The organism is Pseudomonas sp. HS6 (genome assembly GCF_023375815.1).
In the GTDB taxonomy this organism is placed as follows: domain Bacteria; phylum Pseudomonadota; class Gammaproteobacteria; order Pseudomonadales; family Pseudomonadaceae; genus Aquipseudomonas.
In genome coordinates, this window is record NZ_CP067412.1 from 6306847 (window position 1) to 6330320 (window position 23474).

22 protein-coding genes and 2 pseudogenes are annotated in these 23474 nt (G+C 58.4%); 10 read left to right on the forward strand and 14 right to left on the reverse strand.

The window, feature by feature from the left end:
- The first annotated feature begins 6 nt into the window (after nt 1-6).
- The 4 genes from JJN09_RS28525 (at nt 7) to JJN09_RS28540 (ending at nt 3451) form a co-directional block, all read left to right on the forward strand.
- A complete protein-coding gene (locus JJN09_RS28525; RefSeq protein WP_249484804.1) occupies nt 7-1818 on the forward strand; it encodes a penicillin-binding protein activator in 1812 nt (603 codons plus the stop codon).
- Complete coding sequence (locus tag JJN09_RS28530; RefSeq protein ID WP_249484806.1) at nt 1818-2180, forward strand: YraN family protein; 363 nt, start codon at nt 1818-1820, stop codon at nt 2178-2180. Before JJN09_RS28525 ends, JJN09_RS28530 begins: the two co-directional genes overlap by 1 nt.
- A gap of 102 nt (nt 2181-2282) precedes the next feature.
- The gene (locus tag JJN09_RS28535) at nt 2283-2876 is read left to right on the forward strand and encodes a phosphoheptose isomerase (protein WP_007928463.1); all 594 of its coding nucleotides are present in this window, start codon (nt 2283-2285) and stop codon (nt 2874-2876) included.
- Entirely contained in the window at nt 2873-3451 is a 579-nt protein-coding gene (locus tag JJN09_RS28540) for a BON domain-containing protein (protein WP_249484808.1), read from the forward strand. Before JJN09_RS28535 ends, JJN09_RS28540 begins: the two co-directional genes overlap by 4 nt.
- Nucleotides 3452-3502: 51 nt before the next feature.
- On the opposite strand, the gene JJN09_RS28545 is transcribed toward JJN09_RS28540, so the two are convergent.
- From JJN09_RS28545 to rplM, 7 genes are all read right to left on the reverse strand, one after another.
- A complete protein-coding gene (locus JJN09_RS28545; RefSeq protein ID WP_007956787.1) occupies nt 3503-3916 on the reverse strand; it encodes a ClpXP protease specificity-enhancing factor in 414 nt (137 codons plus the stop codon).
- A 16-nt stretch (nt 3917-3932) separates the two neighbouring features.
- Nucleotides 3933-4550 (reverse strand): glutathione S-transferase N-terminal domain-containing protein, encoded by a 618-nt coding sequence (locus JJN09_RS28550; protein ID WP_096822840.1) that lies wholly within the window; start codon nt 4548-4550, stop codon nt 3933-3935.
- Between the two features lie 148 nt (nt 4551-4698).
- Nucleotides 4699-5481, reverse strand: coding sequence for a cytochrome c1 (locus JJN09_RS28555; protein ID WP_249484810.1), 783 nt, complete (start codon nt 5479-5481; stop codon nt 4699-4701).
- The gene (locus tag JJN09_RS28560) at nt 5481-6692 is read right to left on the reverse strand and encodes a cytochrome bc complex cytochrome b subunit (protein ID WP_096822842.1); all 1212 of its coding nucleotides are present in this window, start codon (nt 6690-6692) and stop codon (nt 5481-5483) included. The genes JJN09_RS28555 and JJN09_RS28560 overlap by 1 nt, the downstream gene beginning before the upstream one ends.
- Nucleotides 6692-7285, reverse strand: a complete 594-nt coding sequence (gene petA / locus JJN09_RS28565) for a ubiquinol-cytochrome c reductase iron-sulfur subunit (RefSeq protein ID WP_249484812.1) — start codon at nt 7283-7285, stop codon at nt 6692-6694. Before petA ends, JJN09_RS28560 begins: the two co-directional genes overlap by 1 nt.
- A 269-nt stretch (nt 7286-7554) precedes the next feature.
- Entirely contained in the window at nt 7555-7947 is a 393-nt protein-coding gene (gene rpsI / locus JJN09_RS28570) for a 30S ribosomal protein S9 (protein ID WP_003228056.1), read from the reverse strand.
- Nucleotides 7948-7961: 14 nt separating this feature from the next.
- Nucleotides 7962-8390 carry a 50S ribosomal protein L13 gene (rplM, locus tag JJN09_RS28575; protein WP_007917032.1) on the reverse strand — a complete coding sequence of 143 codons (429 nt, stop codon included), beginning with the start codon at nt 8388-8390 and terminating at the stop codon, nt 7962-7964.
- Nucleotides 8391-8634: 244 nt separating this feature from the next.
- Between rplM and JJN09_RS28580 the strand changes: the two genes are divergently transcribed.
- Entirely contained in the window at nt 8635-9675 is a 1041-nt protein-coding gene (locus JJN09_RS28580) for an NADP(H)-dependent aldo-keto reductase (protein ID WP_085709340.1), read from the forward strand.
- A gap of 105 nt (nt 9676-9780) precedes the next feature.
- On the opposite strand, the gene JJN09_RS28585 is transcribed toward JJN09_RS28580, so the two are convergent.
- Nucleotides 9781-10917 carry an acyl-CoA dehydrogenase family protein gene (locus JJN09_RS28585; protein WP_249484813.1) on the reverse strand — a complete coding sequence of 379 codons (1137 nt, stop codon included), beginning with the start codon at nt 10915-10917 and terminating at the stop codon, nt 9781-9783.
- Nucleotides 10918-11162: 245 nt separating this feature from the next.
- On the opposite strand from JJN09_RS28585, the gene JJN09_RS28590 reads away from it, so the two are divergent.
- Nucleotides 11163-12059 (forward strand): GlxA family transcriptional regulator, encoded by an 897-nt coding sequence (locus JJN09_RS28590; RefSeq protein WP_170931599.1) that lies wholly within the window; start codon nt 11163-11165, stop codon nt 12057-12059.
- Between the two features lie 62 nt (nt 12060-12121).
- On the opposite strand, the gene zapE is transcribed toward JJN09_RS28590, so the two are convergent.
- The 3 genes from zapE to JJN09_RS28605 form a co-directional block, all read right to left on the reverse strand.
- Complete coding sequence (gene zapE, locus JJN09_RS28595) at nt 12122-13216, reverse strand: cell division protein ZapE (RefSeq protein ID WP_249484814.1); 1095 nt, start codon at nt 13214-13216, stop codon at nt 12122-12124.
- Between the two features lie 90 nt (nt 13217-13306).
- The gene (locus JJN09_RS28600; RefSeq protein WP_249484815.1) at nt 13307-14662 is read right to left on the reverse strand and encodes a tryptophan--tRNA ligase; all 1356 of its coding nucleotides are present in this window, start codon (nt 14660-14662) and stop codon (nt 13307-13309) included.
- A gap of 24 nt (nt 14663-14686) precedes the next feature.
- Nucleotides 14687-15316, reverse strand: a complete 630-nt coding sequence (locus tag JJN09_RS28605; protein WP_249490866.1) for an alpha/beta hydrolase — start codon at nt 15314-15316, stop codon at nt 14687-14689.
- A 144-nt stretch (nt 15317-15460) separates the two neighbouring features.
- Between JJN09_RS28605 and JJN09_RS28610 the strand changes: the two genes are divergently transcribed.
- Nucleotides 15461-15895: a YhcB family protein gene (locus JJN09_RS28610; protein ID WP_096822847.1), complete on the forward strand. Its 435-nt coding sequence runs from the start codon at nt 15461-15463 to the stop codon at nt 15893-15895.
- Nucleotides 15896-15963: 68 nt separating this feature from the next.
- Here JJN09_RS28610 and JJN09_RS28615 read toward each other — a convergent pair whose 3' ends face one another.
- Entirely contained in the window at nt 15964-16701 is a 738-nt protein-coding gene (locus JJN09_RS28615; protein ID WP_096822848.1) for an OmpA family protein, read from the reverse strand.
- 116 nt (nt 16702-16817) lie between these two features.
- Nucleotides 16818-17462 carry an MBL fold metallo-hydrolase gene (locus JJN09_RS28620; protein ID WP_249484816.1) on the reverse strand — a complete coding sequence of 215 codons (645 nt, stop codon included), beginning with the start codon at nt 17460-17462 and terminating at the stop codon, nt 16818-16820.
- Nucleotides 17463-18276: 814 nt separating this feature from the next.
- Here JJN09_RS28620 and JJN09_RS28625 point away from each other — a divergent pair.
- The 3 genes and pseudogenes from JJN09_RS28625 to JJN09_RS28635 all read left to right on the forward strand — a co-directional run.
- Nucleotides 18277-20448 (forward strand): annotated as a pseudogene (locus JJN09_RS28625) (M10 family metallopeptidase C-terminal domain-containing protein); the annotation flags it as partial.
- A gap of 85 nt (nt 20449-20533) precedes the next feature.
- Nucleotides 20534-21232 (forward strand): annotated as a pseudogene (locus tag JJN09_RS28630) (RHS repeat-associated core domain-containing protein); the annotation flags it as partial.
- Nucleotides 21229-21588, forward strand: a complete 360-nt coding sequence (locus JJN09_RS28635) for a hypothetical protein (protein ID WP_249484817.1) — start codon at nt 21229-21231, stop codon at nt 21586-21588. The pseudogene JJN09_RS28630 and the gene JJN09_RS28635, both read left to right, overlap by 4 nt.
- A gap of 32 nt (nt 21589-21620) precedes the next feature.
- Here JJN09_RS28635 and JJN09_RS28640 read toward each other — a convergent pair whose 3' ends face one another.
- Entirely contained in the window at nt 21621-23411 is a 1791-nt protein-coding gene (locus JJN09_RS28640; protein ID WP_249484818.1) for a bifunctional diguanylate cyclase/phosphodiesterase, read from the reverse strand.
- Nucleotides 23412-23474: the final 63 nt, after the last annotated feature.

The following is a 23474-nucleotide window of genomic DNA, read 5'->3' on the forward strand; positions in this document are numbered from 1 at the left end:
ACTTACATGATCGCTTGCCTGCGGCTGTTCACTGCCCTCTGCCTCGCTGCCTTGCTGGCGGCTTGCGCCAGCTCCCCTTCCTCCAGCCTTGGCGAACTTCCACGGACTCCGGATGCCAGCATCGAGCAACTGCTCGAACAGGCTGCCCAGGCCAAATCGCCAGACAAGGCTGCACTGCTGCGCCTGAGTGCGGCAGACATGGCTTACCGCCAAGGCAATGCCGGGCAGTCCGCGCAGATCCTGCAACAAGTGCCGATGGAACAACTCCAGCCGGGCCAGCAGGCATTTGCCAGCACATTGGCCGCTGAACTGGCCATGACCCGCAACCAGCCAAAAGCCGCGCTGACAGCCTTGAATCATCCAAGCCTGCAACGCCTGAGCGAAATGTCGATTCCTCTGCAGGTTCGCGCCGGCACCGTTCACGCCCGCGCCCTTGAAGCCGACGGCCAGACACTGGCCGCCGCTCGCGAGCGCATCTTCATCGCGCCGATGCTGGAAGGCGAAGCCGCCAGCAAGAACCACGAAGCGATCTGGACCCTGATTGCGTCGCTGCCGACCGATCAACTGCAACCGAACACCACTGACGATCTCGGTGGCTGGATGAGCCTGGCCCTGGCAGTGAAAACCGCCGGCACCCTGGAGCAACAGCAAGCCGCCATCGATGCCTGGCGCTCACAGCACCCGAAACACCCGGCCGCGATCAACCTGCCGCTGCCACTGACCAAACTCAAGGAACTGGCCAGCCAGCCCCTGAGCAAGATCGCCCTGCTGCTGCCGCAGGACGGCCAGTTGGCTGCAGTTGGCAAGGCGCTGCGTGACGGCTTCATGGCCGCGCACTATCAGGCTCAGCAAGCCGGCCAGAAACCACCAGCCATCGTGTTCTACGACAGCTCGCACCTGACCTCCATGGACGAGTTCTACCGCAAGGCCCAGGCCGACGGTGTGCAACTGGTTGTCGGGCCGCTGGAAAAACCACTGGTCAAACAGTTGAGCACCCGCCCGCAACTGCCAATCACTACCCTCGCGCTGAACTACAGCGAAGGTGACCAAGGCCCGGCGCAACTGTTCCAGTTTGGCCTCGCTGCTGAAGACGAAGCCCGCGAAGTGTCCCGCCGCGCCCGTGCCGACGGCCTGCATCGCGCCGCGATCATGGTGCCGAAAGGCGAATGGGGTGATCGCGTCCTGCGCGCATTCAGCCAGGACTGGCAAGCCAATGGCGGCAGTATCGTCGCCACCGAGCGCGTCGATCAGCCTGTGCAACTGGCCCAACAGATCGCCGACATGTTCCAGCTACGTCAGAGCGAAGCCCGCGCCAAGAGCCTGCAAAATGCCGCCGGCACCAACGTCGCCGCCCAGCCTTCGCGTCGCCAGGACATCGAGTTCATCTTCCTCGCCGCGACCCCGCAACAGGCACAGCAGATCAAGCCGACCCTGAACTTCCAGTACGCCGGCGACGTGCCTGTCTACGCGACGTCCCACGTGTTCAGCGCCAGTGGCGATGTGAACCAGTACAACGACATGAACGGCGTGCGCTTCTGCGAGACGCCATGGCTGCTGGATGCCAACGACCCTCTGCGCAAACAGGTCACCGCTCAATGGCCGCAAGCCGCCGGCAGCCTTGGCCGCCTGTACGCGATGGGTGTTGACGCCTACCGCCTGGCACCACGCCTGGATCAACTCAAGGCTCTGCCGGACAGCCGTATCGACGGTCTGTCGGGTAGCCTGGGCATGACTCAGACACAACGCGTCGTGCGTCAACTGCCATGGGCCCAGTTCGTCAGCGGTCAGGTTCAGCGCCTGCCGGACACCCCGCGCTGATGCCCGACAGGTCACACCTGCAAAGCGGCAAGGATGCCGAGCGCCAGGCGCTCGAGCATCTGCAACACCACGGTCTGCGCCTGCTGGCGCAGAACTGGTTATGTAAACGCGGCGAGCTTGATCTGGTCATGCTTGATGGCGATACAGTAGTATTCGTCGAAGTACGTTACCGAAAGAACACTCAATGGGGTGGAGCGCTCGACAGTATCGACGGGCGCAAACGGCAGAAACTGATTTTCGCCGCACAGTATTTTCTTCAGCGCGAGTCGCGTTGGGCCAATTCCCCCTGCCGCTTCGACGTGGTGGCCATCGACAGCCACCAAGGTCAGCTGAACTGGTTGCAGAATGCGTTCGACAGTTGAGCGCCTGCGCCAACCTGGACATTTTCACTCAACACTTTTGCTCTTTGCTTTGCGGGCTGCACATTCACGTGCCGGACAGCCGCGCTAATTAAGGTCACACAGATGGACATGCAATCCCGAATTCGCCAGCTTTTTCAGGCCAGTATCGACACCAAGCAACAGGCGATGGACGTACTTGCACCGCACATCGAGCAAGCCAGCCAAGTGATGGTCAACGCCTTGCTCAACGAGGGAAAGATGCTCTCGTGCGGTAACGGTGGCTCGGCCGGTGATGCCCAGCATTTTTCCTCGGAGCTGCTCAACCGCTTCGAGCGCGAGCGCCCGAGCCTGCCGGCCATCGCCCTGACTACCGACAGCTCGACCATCACCTCGATCGCCAACGACTACAGCTACAACGAAGTGTTCTCCAAGCAGATCCGCGCACTCGGTCAGCCAGGCGATGTATTGCTGGCGATTTCGACCAGCGGCAACTCGGCGAACATTATTCAAGCGATCCAGGCCGCACATGATCGCGAAATGATTGTCGTAGCATTGACCGGACGCGATGGCGGCGGCATGGCGTCGCTGCTGTTGCCCGAGGACGTCGAGATTCGCGTACCGGCCAACGTCACCGCACGTATTCAGGAAGTCCACTTGCTGGCGATCCATTGCCTTTGCGATCTGATCGACAGCCAACTGTTCGGGAGTGAAGAATGACCCCTAATCGCCTTGGCCTTCTGGCCTTGACCCTGTGCCTCGGCATTACTGGCTGCACCTCTGTGGTGAATGCCAGCCGTGAAGCACCGATCGAAGACGATCGCGGCACCCGCACCTTCGGCAGCAAAATCGACGACTCATTGATCGAAACCAAAGTCGGCGTCAACGTGGCCAAGGCCGATCCGGGCCTGGACAATGACTCGCACATCGTCGTCACCAGCTTCAACGGCGTCGTGCTGCTGGCCGGCCAGACCCCGCGCGAAGACCTCAAGGCCAAGGCCGAGCAAGCTGCCGCCAACGTGCAACGCGTGAAGAAAGTGCACAACGAGCTGCAAGTGATCGCGCCTTCGAGCTTCCTCGCCCGCCAGAATGACTCATGGCTGACGACCAAGATCAAAACCCAGATGCTGACCGACGCCAGCATTCCAGGCTCACGCATCAAGGTCGTGACCGAGAACGGTATCGTCTATCTGCTTGGCCTGCTGACCAAGCAGGAAGCAGCTCAGGCCACCAATCTGGTGCAGAGTGTTTCCGGCGTGCAGAAGATTGTGAAGCTGTTCGAATACATCGACTGATACGCGAAGCGCAGGCACAAAAAAGGCGATCCGGTTGGATCGCCTTTTTTATTACTTCACCACTTTCAGGCTTGGCCGGCCGCTTGGGCGCGGCGGCTCGCTATCCGGTGGCGGAACATCGTCATCCTGTTCGATCTCGTCTTCGTCATCCATCGGCGACTCCAGATCGAACACCATGCCCTGACCGTTTTCCCGGGCGTAGATACCCAGGATCGCGGCAATCGGCACGTACAGGCTGTGCGGAACACCACCGAAGCGACCCTCGAAGGTCACGACGTCGTTGTCCATGTGCAGATGACGCACGGCACTTGGCGAAATATTCAGGACAATCTGCCCGTCACTGGCAAAACCCTGCGGCACCTGGACCGCCGGGTATTCGGAATTGACCAGCATGTGCGGGGTGCAATCGTTATCCACAATCCACTCGTAGAGCGCGCGGACCAGATAAGGTCGACTGGAGTTCATAGCGGCTCCTTAAGCCTTAGCGCATGTCGCGTTCGACACCAGACAGACTCGCCTGGAAAGCCTCACGCGCAAACTGACGCTCCATATAATCAAGCAGCGGCTTGGCTGGCCGCGGCAGTTCTATACCCAGAATCGGCAAACGCCAGAGTATTGGCAATAGGCAGCAATCCACCAGACTTTGTTCCTCACTGAGGAAAAACGGCTTGTCGGCAAACAACGGCGACACGCCAGTCAGGCTTTCGCGCAATTCCTTGCGCGCCACGACACGCGCGGCTTCCTTGGTGCGTGAATCCAGAATCAGATCCACCAAACCACACCAGTCACGCTGGATGCGGTGTATCAACAGACGGCTGTTGGCACGCGCCACCGGGTACACCGGCATCAATGGCGGGTGCGGGTAACGCTCATCCAGATATTCCATCACCACGGTCGACTCCCACAACGCCAGGTCGCGATCGACCAGCGTCGGGAGACTGCCGTAAGGGTTCACCTCAATCAGTTTAGGCGGCTGACGACCAGCCTCCACATAAATGATCTCGGCGCTGACACCCTTCTCTGCAAGCACGATGCGCACTCGGTGGGAATAGTGGTCGGCGGGGTCGGAGTAACAGGCCAACCGATTGGTCACGCCCATGGCGATCCTCCTCGCTTGTTGAAATTGTCGGAGCCGGAAAAACGCGCGCGCCCAGAGGGCGCCTCCCGCAACATCCGGCTGACCAGACGTTGCGTTTTCAGAGGCGCCCTTGGGCGCGCGCGATTAACAGCAATTGCTTGAAGCGTTATCAGTGCACGTCTTTCCAGTATTCACGCTTGAGCAGGTAGGCGAACACAAAGAAGAACGCCAGGTACAGCAAGACGTAAGTACCGATGCGCTGATGTTGCAGCTTAACCGGGTTAGCCGAGTAAGCCAGGAAGGTTACCAGATTCTTGACCTTCTCATCGAACTGCTCTTCGTTCAGGGCTCCGGTTTTCGGCACGATGGTCAACTGATCGCATGCTTCATGAGTCAGAGGCGTACCGGTCAGCGGGTCATATTGCTTCTTGCCGTTTTCGACGATCTGCACCTGCTTGCAACCCACGACCTGACGACCTTGCAGGCCGACCAGCACGTTTGGCATGCCGACGTTCGGGAAGACCTTGTTGTTCACGCCCCATGGGCGCGCAGGATCTTCGTAGAACGACTTGAGGTAACCGTAAAGCCAGTCGGTGCCACGAACACGAGCCACCAGGGTCAGGTCCGGCGGCGCTGCGCCGAACCAGGTCTTGGCGTCGGCCGGCTGCATGCCGATGGTCATGTGATCGCCGATCTTGGCACCGGTGAACACCAGCTTCTCCAGCATCATTTCGTGCGGAACACCGAGGTCATCGGCAACGCGCTCGTAACGCTGGAACTTGGCACTGTGGCAACCCATGCAATAGTTGGCGAAGGTGCGCGCACCATCCTGCAAGGCAGCCTTGTCGGAAACGTCGATGTCGACTTTTTCCAGCTCCGGACCACCGTGTTCGGCCGCGAAAGACAGCACTGGCAGAGCAGCAAAAATCAGAGCAAAAAATAACTTTTTCATCAGCCAGTCACCCTTTCCGGAACCGGTTTGGTCTTCTCGAGCCTGGTGTAGAAAGGCATCAGAATGAAGTAGGCGAAGTAAAGGAAGGTACATACCTGCGACAGCAAGGTGCGCTCCGGCGTCGGGGCCAGAACGCCCAGAATGCCAAGGATCACGAACGAAATGCAGAACACCACCAGCCAGATCTTGCTCATCCAGCCTTTGTAGCGCATCGACTTGACCGGGCTGCGGTCGAGCCATGGCAGGACGAACAGCACTGCAATCGCCGCGCCCATGGCGATAACGCCCATGAGTTTGTCAGGGACCGCACGCAAGATCGCGTAGAACGGTGTGAAGTACCAGACCGGCGCAATGTGCTCTGGCGTCTTGAACGGGTTGGCCTGCTCGAAGTTTGGCTTTTCGAGGAAGTAGCCGCCCATTTCAGGGAAGAAGAACACAATGAAACAGAAGATGAACAAGAACACCACGACGCCGACAATGTCTTTCACGGTGTAGTACGGGTGGAAGGCGATGCCGTCCAGCGGGATACCGTTCTCGTCTTTGTGCTTCTTGATGTCCACGCCGTCCGGGTTGTTCGAACCCACTTCGTGCAACGCCAGGATGTGCAGCACCACCAGACCGAGAATCACGATCGGCAAGGCCACCACGTGCAGGGCGAAGAAGCGGTTCAGGGTGATCCCGGAAATCAGGTAGTCACCACGGATCCACTGGGTCAGGTCGTTGCCGATGACCGGAATCGCGCCGAACAGCGAGATGATCACCTGGGCACCCCAGTAGGACATCTGGCCCCATGGCAGCAGGTAACCCATAAAGGCTTCAGCCATCAGTGCCAGGTAGATCAGCATGCCGAACACCCACACCAGCTCGCGCGGTTTCTGGTACGAACCGTAGAGCAGGCCACGGAACATGTGCAGATAGACCACGATGAAGAACGCCGAAGCGCCGGTGGAGTGCAGCAAACGCAGGATCGAGCCGTACTCGACGTCGCGCATGATGTATTCGACGGAGGCGAACGCCTCTTCCGCCGACGGGGTGTAGCTCATGGTCAGCCAGACACCGGTAACGATCTGGTTGACCAGAACGAGCAGCGCCAGCGAGCCGAAGAAGTAGAAGAAGTTGAAGTTTTTGGGAGCGTAATATTTGCTGAGATGGTCCTCCCACATCTTGGTGGCGGGGAAGCGCGCATCAACCCAATCCATGAACTTGCTCATCACGCTTTCTCCGTATCGACGCCAATGACAATCAGGTCATCGGTCTCATAGGAATGCGGGGGCACTGGCAGGTTCAAAGGCGCAGGTTGCGACTTGTAGACGCGGCCAGCCAGATCGTAGTGAGAACCGTGGCAAGGGCAGAAATAGCCGCCTACCCAGTCTTTTCCCAGATCTGCGGGTGCCACTTCGGGACGGAAGGTCGGTGAGCAACCCAGGTGAGTGCAGATCCCGATCAGCAGCAGAATTTCCGGCTTGATCGAACGCACTTCAGGATCGACATAGGTAGGTTGCGTGGAGTTTTTGGAGGTCGGATCGGAGAGCTGGCCCTCGATCTTCTTGAGATTCCCCAGGATTTCCGCAGTACGGCGAACAATGAATACCGGCTGTCCGCGCCATTCAGCAATCATCTGCTGTCCTGGCTCGACCTTGCTGACATTCACTTTCACCGGTGCGCCGGCAGCTTTCGCCTTGGCACTGGGAAACCATGACCCCACGAACGGGACCGCAGCCCCCACCGCTCCTGCAGCACCCACCACGGATGTGGCTGCTACCAAGAAGCGACGCCGGCCTGCATTCACGCCGTCATTGCTCATTCAGTCCTCTCCCATCAGCTTTGTGGCCTGTTAAATCAGGCATCTACTAAATATGAATCTATTTACTTATAAAAATTTTGCCGAATGGTAATGAAAAGCCCCAATTCTGACAAGGTAATTACCCGGAGGGGTGGCCCCCAAGCCTTGTAGTATAGGGGGTCTACGAATGTGGCAAGTTGTCACAGCGCAATTATTCGAGAAATCGCACGCATAAAAAAACGCCCGGTTCCGTGAGGAATCGGGCGTTCTTTTTGAACGTGGAAGCGAAATTAACGCTTCGAGTACTGCGGACGCTTACGCGCTTTACGCAGACCAACTTTCTTACGTTCAACTTCACGGGCGTCGCGAGTAACGAAGCCAGCTTTGCGCAGAGCGCTACGCAGGGTTTCGTCGTAGTCCATCAGAGCGCGAGTGATACCGTGGCGGATTGCGCCAGCTTGACCACTTACACCACCGCCGATCACGGTGACGTAGATGTCGAACTTCTCGACAGTCTCGGTCAGCTCCAGCGGCTGACGAACTACCATGCGGGCAGTTTCGCGGCCGAAGAAGTTATCCAGCGAACGGTTGTTGATGGAGATGTTACCAGTACCCGGACGCAGGAAAACGCGTGCGGTTGCGGTCTTGCGACGGCCAGTGCCGTAATTTTGAGTCGCCGACATAATGTACTATTCCGTTAAAACTTCAGTTCTTGGGGCTGCTGAGCAGTATGTGGGTGTGCAGCGCCCGCATAGACTTTCAGCTTACGGTACATGTCGCGACCCAGTGGGTTTTTAGGCAGCATGCCTTTAACCGCGGTCTCGATCACGCGCTCAGGGGCCTTGGCGATCAGCTTTTCAAAGTTGATCGACTTGATGCCGCCCGGGAAACCGGAGTGGGAGTAGTACATTTTGTCAGTGGTTTTAGCACCGGTAACACGAATCTGCTCAGCGTTGATTACGACGATGTAGTCGCCGGTGTCAACGTGAGGAGTGTACTCAGGCTTGTGCTTGCCACGCAGACGGCTCGCGATTTCGGTGGCCAGACGACCCAGGGTCTGACCAGCAGCGTCGACGACAAACCAGTCGCGCTTTACTGTTTCCGGTTTAGCAGTAAAAGTTTTCATTCTTTATAGCCTCAGGGGCCGCCTGTAAATAAGACGGCGGATCTTACTGAATAGTGCGTACTTTGACAAGTCAAAGGCAGCCGGATACAGACGCTTTCGGGGGCTCGGGTCGGCGCGTCCGTTCAACGGCAAGATTCTTCGGCGGCGGCGCATCACTTCCACTGCAGAAAGAGGTCGGCAATTATGCAGATTGCGAAAAAAATTTCAACCTGCTTTTATGCTTGTTTTGCCCAAGGAGCACCCGATGGACTATCGCCAGCTAGGCCGTACCGACCTGAACGTGAGTGCAATCTGCCTCGGCACCATGACCTGGGGCGAGCAAAACACTGAAGCTGAAGCCTTCGCCCAGATCGAGCGGGCCAAGGGCGCCGGGATCAATTTCATCGACACCGCCGAGATGTACCCGGTGCCGCCGAAAGCCGAAACCTACGCCACCACCGAGCGCTACATCGGCAATTACTTCAAGAGTCGCGGCGACCGCGCCGACTGGATCCTCGCCAGCAAGATCGCCGGCCCCGGCAACACCATCGACTACATCCGCGACAAAAACCTGCGCCACAATCGCCAGCACATCACCGAAGCGGTGGACGCCAGCCTCAAGCGCCTGCAGACCGACTACATCGACCTGTATCAATTGCACTGGCCGGAGCGCAGCACCAACTTTTTCGGACAGCTGGGCTACAAACACAAGATCGAAGCCAACCTCACCCCGCTCGAAGACACCCTCGAAGCGCTCGACGAGCAAGTGAAGGCCGGCAAGATCCGCCACATCGGCCTGTCCAACGAAACGCCGTGGGGCACCATGCGTTTCCTCGCGCTGGCCGAAGCTCGTGGCTGGCCGCGCGCGGTGTCGATCCAGAACCCGTACAACCTGCTCAACCGCAGCTTCGAAGTCGGCCTGGCGGAGATCGCCATTCGCGAACAGTGCGGCCTGCTCGCCTATTCGCCGCTGGCGTTCGGTTTCCTGTCGGGCAAGTACGAAGGTGGTGCTCGTCCGCCAAAAGGTCGCCTGAGCCTCTACAGCCGTTTCAGCCGCTATTTCAACGCGCAATCGGAAGCGGCGTGCAGCCGTTACGTGGCACTCGCCCGGGAACACGGTCTGGATCCGGCGCAAATGGCGTTGGCCTTCGTCAATCAGCAACCGTTCGTCACCAGCAACATCATCGGGGCGACAACGCTTGAGCAACTGGACAGCAACATTGCCAGTTTCTATCTGAATCTTTCAGACGAAGTGCTGGAAGGGATCGAAGCGATTCACAAGGATCATCCAAACCCGGCGCCTTGATTGGCAGAAAAAGCGCTTTCGCGAGCAAGCTCGCTCCCACAGGCACAGTGATTCCCTGTGGAAGCGAGCTTGCTCGCGAAGGAGCCAGTCCACTCACTGCAAAACTCAAAGCGACCGCGCAATAATCTCCTTCATGATTTCATTGGTGCCGGCATAGATCCGCTGCACCCGCGCATCCGCCCATGCCCGGGCCACCGGGTATTCCCACATGAAACCGTAGCCGCCATGCAACTGCACGCACTCGTCGAGCACCTTGCATTGCAGGTCGGTGCCCCAATACTTGGCCATCGCCGCCGTCGGCACATCGAGTTTGCCCTGCAGGTGCAGCTCCAGGCAGCGATCAACGAACACCCGACCGATCTGAATCTCGGTGGCCATTTCCGCCAGTTTGAAGCGCGTGTTCTGGAAGTCGGCAATCGCCTTGCCGAACGCCTTGCGGTCACGGGTGTAATCCAGCGTCCATTGCAGCGCCGCCTCGGCCGAAGCCAGCCCGCCAATGGCCACGGTCAGACGCTCCTGCGGCAATTCCTGCATCAGATAAGCAAACCCGGCCCCGGCCTGACCCAATAGATTTTCCTTCGGTACTCGCACGTCCTGGAAGAACAATTCCGACGTGTCCTGAGCCTTCATTCCGACCTTCTCCAGGCGCTTGCCCTTGTCGAAGCCCGGCGTGTTCGCCTCCACCAGAAACAGGCTGGTGCCCTTCGCTCCCGCCTTGGGATCGGTCTTGGCGACGACGATCACCAGATCGGCCAGAAAACCGTTGGTGATGAAGGTCTTCGAGCCATTGATCACATACTCGTCACCGTCCAGCACAGCGGTGGTCTTGACCCCTTGCAAGTCGGAACCTGCGCCCGGCTCGGTCATGGCGATGGCCGTGACCATCTCGCCGGACACCAGTTTCGGCAGGTACTTGTGCTTCAACGCCTCGCTACCGTAATGCAGGATGTACGGCGCGACGATGTCCGAATGCAGCGAAAAACCGATACCGGTCAGGCCCAGCCGCCCCACTTCTTCGATGACCACTGCGCTGTACAGAAAGTCCGCCCCCAGACCGCCGTATTCCTCCGGCAGGTGCGAACAGAGCATCCCCGCTTCCCCTGCCTTGTTCCACAGTTTACGGTCGATGTAGCCCTGTTTTTCCCACTGTGCATGAAACGGCACCGCCTCTTTTTCGAGGAATGTTCGCACGCTGTCGCGGAACAATTCGTGCTCGGAGCTGAACAGGGTTCTGGGGATCATGCGTCACCTTTCGTTCTTGTTGGAGGGATCAGACCTTCAGAGACTAAGCCTCGCTTCCGATACAGGACACTGGACACATCCGACAAAAAATAAGACGATCCAGCCGTCTGGTGACCACTTTCCCTTATAAAAACAAAAGTTGAATTATGTCTAAGCAAGTCTCCACGCCCTTGCGGCGCGTCAGCATCCTGGCGATCGACCGGGTTTTCGCTTCCACCCTCATGCAAGCCAAGGATTTCTTCCATCTGGCCAGCCTGCGTTACGGCAAACAACTGGGCCACGGCCTGACTCCGGCGTTCGAAACCCGCCTGGTCAGCCCCGACGGCAAACCGGTAAACAGCTTCAGTGACGTGGTCATGCCGGTGGACGGCGGCCTGGAAAACGCCGACGTCATCATCCTTCCGGCTTTCTGGGATGACTTCGACACGCTCTGCCAACGTTATCCACAGGTGCTGCCGTGGCTGCGCGAACAGCACGCACGTGGCGCCGTACTCTGCGGCGAAGCCACCGGGGTGTTCTGGCTGGCCGAGGCCGGGCTGCTCAACGGCAAGGAAGCGACCACCTACTGGCGCTTCTTCAATGCCTTCGCCGAGCGCTTCCCGAAGGTCTATCTCAATCAGGACAAGCACCTGACCGATGCCGACAACCTGTACTGCGCCGGCGGCACCACTTCGGCCTGCGACCTCTATATTTATCTGATCGAACGCTTCTGCGGCGCCAATGTGGCGCAAGCCGTGGCCCGCGACATTCTCTACGAAGTGCAGCGCAGCTATTCGCCGGGCCGCATCGGTTTCGGCGGGCAGAAACTGCACCAGGATGTGATCATCCTGCAGATCCAGCACTGGCTCGAAGAGCATTTCGCCGACAAGTTCCGCTTCGAGGACGTGGCCCGCGAGCACGGCATGAGCATTCGCAACTTCATGCGCCGCTTCCAGACTGCCACCGGCGACAAGCCGCTGCATTATCTGCAACGGCTGCGCATCGAGACCGCCAAGGGCTTGCTCTCCGGCAGCCGCAAGAGCATCAAGACCATCAGCTATGAAGTCGGCTACGACGATGCGAGCTTCTTCGCTCGCCTTTTCCGCCAGCACACCGAGCTGTCGCCGAACCAGTACCGACAGCAGTTCCAGCAAGCTGCCTGACGATCCGACCAGACACAAAAAAGGGCCTGCATCTGCAGGCCCTTTTTGTTTGCCGAATCCGCTTAAGGTTTGTGTGCCCGCGACAGGAATTCGTGGGATTGCATCTCCAGCAGACGGCTGAGGGTCCGCTGGAATTCGAACGTCAGACGCCCGCCGGTGTACAGGTCTTTCAACTCGACTTCGGCAGAAATGATCAGCTTGACGTTACGGTCGTAGAACTCGTCGACCATGTTGATGAAGCGGCGGGCGATGTCGTCGGTAGCGACGCTCATCTGTTCCACACCACTGAGCAACACAGCGTGGAAAATCTTGCCCAGTTCGATGTAGTCGTTCTGGCTGCGCGGGCCGTCGCACAATTCGCGGAAGTCGAACCAGGCCACGTCATCGCAAGTACGCAGGGCACGGATTTCGCGGTTCTCGATGATCAGCACATCGTTTTCAACGGCCGCCGTGCATTCAGGCGTCAGTGCACGGAAGCTCTTGCGCAGGCTTTCGTGGGCTGCTTCATCAAGCGGGAAGTGGAACAGCTCCGCCTGCTCGAGGTGACGCAAACGGTAGTCGACGCCACTGTCGACGTTGACGATCTCGGTGTTCTGTTTGATCAGTGCGATGGCCGGCAGGAAGCGCGCGCGTTGCAGGCCGTCCTTGTACAAGCCGTCCGGCACGATGTTCGACGTGGCGACCAGGGTCACGCCGTTCTTGAACAGCTCTTCCATCAGCGTGCCAAGGATCATGGCGTCGGTGATGTCGGAAACGAAGAATTCATCGAAGCAGATGACCCGCGTCTCGTCGGAGAAACGCTTGGCAATGATGGTCAGCGGATTCTTCTCGCCGCCGAGGGTTTTCATCTCTTCGTGCACGCGCTTCATGAAGCGATGGAAGTGGGTGCGGGTCTTTTCCTTGAACGGCAGAGCTTCGAAGAAGGTGTCCACCAGGTAAGTCTTGCCGCGGCCCACGCCGCCCCAGAAGTACAAGCCCTTGACCGGGGTCTGATCCTTTTTGCCAAACAGCTTGCCGAACAGACCTGGCTTGACTTGCGAAGCTGCGACGAGGTCGTCGTACAGGCGTTGCAAGTGACGCACGGCAGTTTCCTGCGCCGCGTCATGGAAGAAGTCCGGGCGTTTCAGATCAGCTTGATATCGTTCTAGGGGCGTCATAATTCGTTAGCAAGGCAACAAAAACGGGCCGTCACTGTAGCGATGGCCCGTGGGAATGGCAATCGGCCCTTGGTCGGGCCGGCCCGTTGATTATTCCTGAACCGGTGTCAGAGCGATCCGCAAAGCCTCGACGGCCGCATCCCGCGCAGCAGCGTCAGCGAATGCCGGGCCGTCACCGACACACTCGCCTTCCAGCCAGACGCTGAAGCTCAGGTCTTCGCTGCGTACATCCAGCGCCTGACCCGATTGCAGTTGCTTGGTCACCTGGCCGGCGGCTTTGCCATCGGCGAAGTTGCGCGACAGCAGCAATTGCTCGCCATCAGCCGCCAGCAGACGGAAACGGAAGCTGCCGTCGTCTTCACGGAAGCTGACGAAACGTGCGGCTTTCGCAGCTTTCTTCTTGGTGGTCGCGGCAACCTGAACCTGATTGACGAAGGAACGCAGGCCAACCGCTTCGCGCAGCTCGTTGAGGAACGGCGTTGCCACCGCACGGGCCTTCTTGGCGCCGTGTTGCAGGATGTCTTCCAGATCCGCCGGACGCTCGATCAATTGGTGATAACGCTCGCGGGACTCGCCCAATTCGTTGTCCAGCAGTTGGAACAGACGGTTCTTCGCTTCGCCCCAACCCAGCCCTCCCAGCAGCTCGCTGCGGAACTCGTCGGCCTGCGCCGGCGTGGAGAAGGCCTGGAACAAGGTGAACAGGTGCGAGTTGTCCGGATCTTTCGCTTCGCCCGGCGCTCGGGAGTCGGTAACGATCCGCGAGATCGCGTCCTTCATGTCCTTGGCGCTGGAGAACAACGGAATGGTGTTGTCGTAGCTCTTGGACATCTTGCGACCGTCCAGGCCCGGCAACGTGGCGACGCTTTCCTCGATCAGCGCTTCGGGCATGGTGAAGAACTCCTTGCCCTGGCCGAACAGGTGATTGAAGCGCTGACCGATGTCACGAGCCATTTCAACGTGCTGGATCTGGTCGCGACCGACCGGCACCTTGTGCGCGTTGAACATCAGGATGTCCGCCGCCATCAGCACCGGATAGCTGTACAAGCCCATGGTGATGCCGGCATCCGGGTCTTCGCCGGTCTCGACGTTCTTGTCCACCGAAGCCTTGTAGGCGTGGGCGCGGTTGAGCAGGCCCTTGGCGGCGACGCAGGTCAGCAGCCAGGTCAGCTCGGGGATTTCCGGAATGTCGGACTGGCGGTAGAAGGTCACGCGATCCACATCCAGGCCACCGGCCAGCCAGGTCGCGGCGATTTCCAGACGCGAGCGCTGAATACGCAGCGGGTCATCGCACTTGATCAGGGCGTGATAGTCAGCCAGGAAGTAGAACGAGTCGGCATTGCTGTCGCGGCTGGCGAGAATCGCCGGGCGGATGGCGCCGGCGTAGTTGCCCAGGTGCGGGGTGCCGGTGGTGGTGATGCCGGTGAGGATGCGGGTACGGTTCGTCATGGGTAATCGCTTGTCAGACTGCAATCAATTCGAGAGACGCGGCAGGATCAGATCCTTGAGATCGGTCAGCTTGCCATGAAAAAAGTGTCCGCATTCTGCCACTTTCAGCAGCTCATGGGGGCGCTGGAGTTTGTCGGACCATTCGTAGACCAGCTGCGGATCGATGACTTCGTCGGTTTCCGGCTGGATCACGGTCAGTTCGCCTTGCTGCGGCAGTTGATCTTGGTCGCCCAGGCGCATCACCGCCGGTGCGACCATGAACAGGTGTTTGAGCTGTACGCCCTGGGATTCGAGTCGGCCGCCGAGACTTGCTGCAACAAATCCGCCGAAGGAGAAACCGAACAGGGTCAGCGGCAGATCCGGGTGTTTTTCCAGCAGCCATGCAGCGGCAGCCTGGGCGTCATCGACTTCACCGCTGCCCATGTCATGGGAACCTTCGCTGGCACCGACGCCGCGATAGTTGAAGCGCAAGGTGATCAGGCCCGCGTCGCGCGCGGTGCGCTGCAGGGTCGAGACGACCTTGTTGAGCATGGTGCCGCCCTGCACCGGGTTGGGATGGCAGATCAGCGCGATGCCGCGCGGCTGCTCGTTATCCAGGTACAGACTTTCAAGTTGACCCACCGGGCCATCAATCACTACAGGGGTTTCACGCATCAGCAAGGAAGGAACTCCGTGACCTCGAATCGGGTCGACTCGTCTAGCAAATTGTCTGTGCCAATCTATTGCGAGTGAATCGCGGTATACAGCGCAGGTTCGAGCCGTTAACGTAAAGCAAAGCCGTTTATAGAGGAAGGACTCGTGGAACACTCGCTCTTAGTTTGGTTGTTGCCGACTCTTGCCCTGGTTGTGGGTGTCGCCATTGGTTTCCTGATCGCACGCGTTGCGCCGAACGCCGCGCCCAGCCGCACACAGCGTCAACTGGACGACATTCAGGAACGTTTCGACAGTTATCAGAACGAAGTGGTGACCCACTTCAACAGCACCGCCAATCTGGTCAAGAAGCTGACCCAGAGCTATCAGGAAGTGCAGGATCACCTCGCCGAGGGCGCCAATCGTCTGGCCCTGGACGAACAGACCCGTCAACGTCTGCTCGCTTCTCTGCACGCAGAGGCTGCGCAGGCCCCACGCGAACGCCTGACGCCGCCGCGCAATCAGGAGCCGCCGCGTGACTACGCGCCGAAGACTCCGAACTCGCCGGGCATGTTGGATGAGCATTACGGCCTGAAGAAGTAATCAGTCTTCAGCGCAAACAAAAAGCCCCCGGACAATCACTTGTCCGGGGGCTTTTTTGTGCCTGACGGTTACGGGTACTGCTGAACCGTGCCTGGCTGCTGTTGCTGCTGACCACCGTACTGCTGGCCCGGAATCGCCTTCAGGTTGACTTCAACGCGGCGGTTCTGCGCCCGGCCGTTGACGTCACCGTTGCTGGCAATCGGATTATCCGGACCGGCACCACGGGCCGACAGGTTGGCACCGCTGACGCCTTGCGAGGTCAGGTAGGTCGCCACGCTCTGCGCACGACGCTGGGACAGGTCCATGTTGTGCTGACGGCTGCCGGTGCTGTCGGTGTAGCCGACGATCTCGATCTGGTTCTGGCTGAACTCCTTGAGCGAGCCGGCCAAGTTGTTAAGCGGCTGGTAGAAGCTTGGGGCGATGTTCGCCGAATCGGTGGCGAAGGTGATGTTGCCCGGCATGATCAGCTTGATCTGATCGCCCTGACGCTGCACCTCGACACCGGTATTGGCCATGCTGGCGCGCAGTTTTTTCTCTTGCTGGTCGGCGTAGTAACCGTAACCGGCTGCGGAAGCACCGACGACGGCGGCGCCGATCAAGGCGCCCTTGCCGCGGTTGTTGTGGTCGATGGCAGCACCGGCCAACGCGCCGGCCAGTGCACCGAGGCCACCGTACTTGGCGGTTTTGCTCATGCCCTGGGAGCCACCATCGGCCTGGCCCTGATTGTCATACGGGTTGGGCGAGGCGCAGCCGGACAGCACGGCGACGGCAGTAGCGACAATAATCAAACGACGCGTGGTGAACATGGAGAGCTCCTACTTTTTTGCATTCTGTGGTGCAACGGCCGTTTGGCAATGGACCATTGCGGGCGTTGGATCATGACAATGCACAAAAATTCCGCCGCGCACTCGTGACAAAATGTTTAGGCGCGTACGAACGGATTTTCCCGCATTTCATCCCCCAGACGGGTGTCCGGGCCATGTCCAGCCACAACGATCGCCTCCTCGTCCAATGTATATAGCCGCTGCTTGATCGATCGCACGATGGTCGCCTGATCGCCGCCCCACAAATCCGTGCGCCCTACTCCGCGCCGGAACAACGTGTCGCCGGCAATCAACAGCTTAGCCTCAGAAAACCAAAAGCTCATGGAACCGGGTGTATGCCCCGGCGTGTGCAGCGCCACGCCGCAGCCGCAGGCCAGTTCCTCGTCGTCGCTCAACCAGCGATCCGGTGACGGCACCGGGGTGTAGGGCACGCCGAACATCTGGCATTGCATCTCCAGGTTGTCCCACAGGAACTGATCTTCTTTATGCAGGTGCAGGGTGGCGCCGGTTTTCTCTTTCATCTGACCGGAGGCCAGAAAGTGATCGAGGTGCGCGTGGGTGTGGATGATGCTCACCACCTTCAGACCCAGCGCATCGAGGCGCGCCATGATCAGGTCGGGGTTGCCACCCGGATCGACGACGATGGCTTTTTTCGTGATCGGGTCCCCGATGATTGTGCAGTTGCACTGGAGCGGGCCGACAGGAAAAGTTTCGCGGATAAGCGCTGGGCGGGTAACGGTCATGGACATCCTGGACGAGCGGTAATGTGATTAATTTCAGAATTCTACTTCACAGGCCGATATAGATCGCCCGGTCAGTTATTTGACGCCAGTCATCAGAAAAATGATGGCTCATTGATGTCAAACCTCCTGCATCTGGTGCAAAATCGCATTTTTTTGTAGCGGTCGCATTCAGGAAGGGCCGCAGCGCACTCAGGAAATTCGCATGCCTAGCCCTACTGGTTACACCGTAAGCCTTTATTCCAAACTCACCGGCAATAAAGCAGTCGACAGCCTGCTGTCGGGAACCTATTGGGCAGGCATCAACTGGCCCCTCGATGGCCCGACCAAGCTGACTTACAGCTTCATCGAACCCGAGACCTCCTATTTCGCGACCAATTACAGTGCGGACAACGAATACCAGTCCATCTACGCGCTGACCGGCTACCAGAAGAACGGCATCATCGACGCACTCGCTACCTGGAGTGCCGTGGCCAACATCAGCTTTACCCAGACCACCGACGACATTTCCAACGTCGGCGACTTGCGTTTCGGTGGCTATGGTTTGATGGGCAATCAGGCCGCCGCCTGGGCTTACACCCCATCCACCGCGCCGCGCGGTGGTGATGTCTGGATTGGCGAGCCGACCACCGACTACCCGATCAAGGGTACCTATGACTACATGACCTACATCCACGAGATCGGTCATGCCCTGGGCCTCAAGCACCCGTTTTCCGCCAGCGCGACGAATACCACCCTGCTCGACTCGTCGCTGGACGATGTCCGCTACACGGTCATGAGCTACAACAACAGCTATTCGTCCCAGCCGACGACGCCAATGTTGCTGGACATCCTCGCCATCCAGGCCTTGTACGGCGCCAACATGAACTGGCAGACCGGCGACAACGTCTACTCATGGCAGGCTTACCGACCGGTATTCGAGACCATCTGGGATGCCGGCGGCAACGACACGATCGATGCCAGCTCCCAAGGCAATGGCGTCACACTCGACCTGAACGAGGGCGCCTTCAGCAGCCTGGGCCTGTATCTTGAGCACCACGCCGACGGCACTGTCTATTCGTTCAACAGCGGCCTGGCGATTGCCTACGGCGCCAAGATCGAAAATGCCACAGGCTCGACCTTCGACGACATCCTGTACGGCAATGCCCTGGACAACGTCCTCAATGGCAATACCGGTAAAGACATCATGTACGGGGGCGCCGGCAACGACACCTACTACGTCGACAACCGCGATGATCAGGTCATCGAAACCGGCACCTCGACCAGTGAAATCGACTCGGTTTTCTCCACGGTCACCTACAGCCTGCTCACCCAGGCGAACGTGGAAAACCTCACGCTGCTGACTAACGCCAACCTCAATGGCTATGGCAATGCCTCCGCCAACGTGATCACTGGCAACGCCGGGAACAACCTGCTGGACGGTGGTGAAGGTGCCGACACTCTGATTGGTGGCACCGGCAACGATATCTATGTGGTCGACAACGTCGGTGATGTGGTCATCGAAACCAGCACCGTGGCTGACGAAATCGACACCGTTCGCGCATCGGTCAGCTACACCCTGAGCAGCAACCTCGAGAATCTCCAGCTCACTGGCAATGCCAGCGTCAATGGCGTGGGCAACAACCAGAACAACGTGCTGACCGGTAACGCCGGCAGCAACGTGCTCGACGGTATGGGAGGTCTGGACACCATGATTGGCGGCGCCGGCAACGACGCCTATGTGCTAGACCAGGCCGGCGAACTGAACCTGGTCAAGGAAAACGCCAACGAAGGTAGCGACACGCTGATCCTCGCCTACGACGTGCAAGGCAACACGCTGATCGACCTGAACAGCAGCACGCTGAGCAATTTCGAGAACGTCACTCTCAAAGGTGTCGGCGCATTCGACGTGCTGGGCAACGCGCAGGACAATTACCTGTTCGGCAACGCCTCTGCCAACACTCTCCAGGGCGGCGCAGGCAATGACTTGCTCGACGGCGGCGCCGGCATCGACACACTGATCGGTGGCACGGGTAATGACACCTATGTCATCGACAGCCTGCAGGACTCGGTGATCGAACAGGCCAACGAAGGCCGGGATCTGGTTCGCACCTCCGTCACCTACACCCTCGGCGCCAACATTGAGGACGGTGAACTGGTGGGCAGTGCTGCACTGAACCTGACCGGTAACGAACTGAACAACGTTCTGACCGGCAACTCGGGTGACAACCTCATCGATGGCGGACTCGGTGCCGACGTGATGAGTGGCGGCGCTGGCAACGACACCTACATCGTTGATAACAGCAGTGACGTCGTCGTCGAAGGCTGGACCAACGACTACGACCATGTCTACGCATCAGCCAGTTATGCGCTGGATATCAACATCGAAGCGCTGACCCTGACCGGCACGGATAATCTCAACGCTACCGGTAACTACAGCGCAAACCGCATTACCGGTAACGTCGGCAACAATATTCTGGATGGCGGCGCCGGAATCGACACACTGATCGGCCTGACCGGTGATGACACTTACGTTATTGACGAGGTCGGTGATCAAATCATCGAACAAGCCAACGAAGGCCATGACAAGGTGCTGGCCTGGAACAACTTTGTGTTGTCCGCCAACGTCGAAGACGGGCAGTTGATGGGCAACGCGGCGCTTTCGCTCTACGGCAACGAACTCGACAACGTGCTGACCGGCAACAGTGCCGACAACACCCTCAATGGCAGCTACGGCGCCGACACCATGATCGGTGGCGACGGCGTCGACACCTACTACGTCGACAACGTCGGCGACCAGGTGATTGAAACCGACGCCTCGCTGACCGCGCTCGATCGGGTGTTCACGACCATCGACTACACCCTCGGCGCCAACGTCGAAAACCTGATCCTCATGGGCTCGGCCAACCTCAACGGCACCGGCAACGCGGTCAGCAACCGCATCACCGGTAACGACGGCGCCAACGTCCTCGACGGCGGGCTGGGCGCTGACTCCCTGATCGGCGGTCTGGGTAACGACACCTACATCGTCGACAACCTCGGCGACACCATTACCGAAACCAGCACCCTGGCCAGCGAAATAGACACCGTACGTACTGCATTACAACCGGCATCGGTACTACGACCCGGACGTTGGACGGTATCTGACGCCGGATCCGGTGAAGCTGGCGGGTGGGTTGAATCAGTACCGGTATGTGCCGAATCCGACGGGGTGGGTGGATCCGTTGGGGTTGACGTCCAACTGTCCGCCGCCGAATAAGCCGGGATGTCCGGTGCCGGATGGGGTGGGCGGTTCGGTTGTTGATGAGGGGGAGCCAGCGCTGCCGAAGATGACGGCACAAGAGCGGAGGGCGAGAATTGATGAACTAGCGGAGGGCAATGCCTACAGGCGTTTGGAGGAAATGGAGAGGTCCACGCCAGGCGCACACTTTTTAGAGAAACACGGCAAGCAGACCACGCTGGCCTCGCAACAAGAACGTTCACTTACAGGAAGAAATCCTACAACGGGAATTATTGAGATTTACACCAACGGAAATAAAGCTGGGCAACCAAAAATACCCAGTGCGGCCACCCATTTTTTTAGTTATCGAGACCAGTTGAACGCCATACATCGTGCTCAGCTGATTTTCAGGCGAAATGGGATAATCGCTACAAGAGAACCGATGGATATGGGCAAAATTGTCGGTGAGGGTTACAAAAGAGGAGGAGTGACTTATGGGCAGCAAACACATGCGATAGTTATTTTAAATGGTTCTGGTAAGCCCATAACCTCTTATACGGAATTTATGGAATGAAACGTAAGCCTGAATATTTTGTATTGCGCGGACTGCTTTTTCTATTTGATATAGATAATACCCGTGACGATGCTCGTGAAAAAATCATTGTTTCGAAGGATGTTAATGACAAGGAAGAGCTTGTTGAACTGTTTGATATTCTTATGAGACCTGAGTTTCTTTCCTACAGTTTTCATGAGCGCGAGTGGTGTATCGATACGCTGAAGCACTACTTGGAGGCTGGTGACAGCTTTGATGCTGTATTCACAAAAATCACAACCTATTTTGATGACGATGTAGCGGATCAACGTCAGTTCATGCAGGTTTTGTTAAGTTGCTTGTTGAGGTATCACATCGATGACTCAACGGAGAGATAAGGCTGACACAGGGAGTGGCCGTATTTTGAAAATCAGCGCTGGCCAATAACCTGCGGTGAATGAAGGTCAGGAGCTGTAAGGCTATCAATCAAATGCACGCTATACCCCGGCACATTCTTCGCATGATGCTTCGCCTGCGAAGCCATCTCCGCCAACTGACTCGCGTCCAATTGCGCACAAGCTTCAGGATGCAAATGCACCACGCCAATGGACAGTGACAGCAACGGAAACTCCTGACGAATACCCTGGCGATTTGGCGCAACAAAACACCCAGCCTCAAGGTGCTCAGGGCGGTAGAAGCGTCGGCATTGGCTCTGGAAATCATCAAGCAATTGGTTAAGACGCTTACGCCAATCCTCCGGGCCAAGCACCAATAGAAAATCATCCCCACCAATATGCCCGACAAAATCGCGGGATGGGTCAACCCGTTCATTGAGGCATTGCGCCAGACACAACAACACCTCATCCCCCCGCCCATACCCATAGATATCGTTAAAGGGCTTGAAACTATCGATGTCGACATAGCAAATAACCGACTCCCGCCCCTGTTGCAGCAACCGCGTCAGGCATTGCTGAATCGGCACATTGCCGGGTAGCAGAGTCAGGGGATTGGCATAGCGAGCTTGCTGGATTTTCAGTTCGGTTATCAGTTTGAGCACGTCAATCACCCGACCCAGGCCCAGATAGCTGCCATTTAGGGTGATGATGAAGTCTTCTTCAATGCGTTGCCGGGCGCGGCTGGTGATCAGGCGGCTGACCTGTTGTAGCGACTGGCTCATTTCCACGGCGAGGAAGTCGTCGTTCATCAGGCGGCTGATCGGTTTGCGGGCGAACAGGTCGGTGGCGAACGGCTTGAGCAGGGCGTCGGACAATGAATGACGATGGACGATGCCGCAGGGCTGACCTTGTTCGTCGAGCACCGCCAGCGAGTTCAGGTTGGCTTGACGACGGAACGCTTCGAGTACGGTGGCAGTCGGTGTGTCGCGGCCCACTGCCGGTTGATCGTTGAGCAGGGCGCTGAGGTCGCTGCCTTCGTCGTTCAGCGCAACGGCGCTGCTGTCGTGTTTGGGCATCAAGGCCCGGGCATCACGTGGCGGGTGTTCCTGAGGGCGCCCAAGCAAGTAGCCCTGCACCAGGTCGACACCCATCTCGGTCAGCACCGCCAGTTCTTCCGGCAACTCAATGCCTTCGGCAATTACTTGCGCCCTAGAGGCCTTGGCGATTTGCAGGATCGATCCGACGAATTCGCGTTTCAAAGCGTCCTGGTGAATGCCGTCGATAAAGTGTCGGTCGATCTTCACGTAATCCGGCCGCAGCTCCGACCACAGGCGCAGGCTCGAATAGCCCGCGCCAAGGTCGTCGAGGGCAATCGAAAACCCCATGGCTCGGTAGTGATGCAGCGCGGTTTGCAGCAACTGGAAGTCGTCGATAGGCGTTTGTTCGGTGAGTTCTATTACTACCTGGCTTGGCGGAATACCGAAGTCCTGGAGCAGTTGCAGCGTACGCCCCGGTTGGTGCGCGGCTTCGAGCAGGGATTCGGGAGAGACGTTGAGAAACAGCTTGCCCGGCAGTTGCTGCTCGTTGAAACGGCGGCAAGCGCTTTGGCGACAGGCTATTTCCAGTTCGCTCAAGCGCCCGGCCTGGCGGGCCACGGCGAACAGGGCGATAGGGGAGTGCAGCGGGCTGTTGGAAGGGCCGCGAGTCAGGGCTTCATAACCGAGAATGCGTCGTTCGGAGACGCAAATGATCGGCTGGAACAGGCTGTGCAAACCGCTTTGAGTCAGGATCGAGCTCAAGGCACTCAGCTGTTCGGTCGTGGTCATGGCATTCTCTGGCGATAAAAAAAGGACTGGGAGCGTCCTCGATGAAGAGAACCGCTCCCAGTC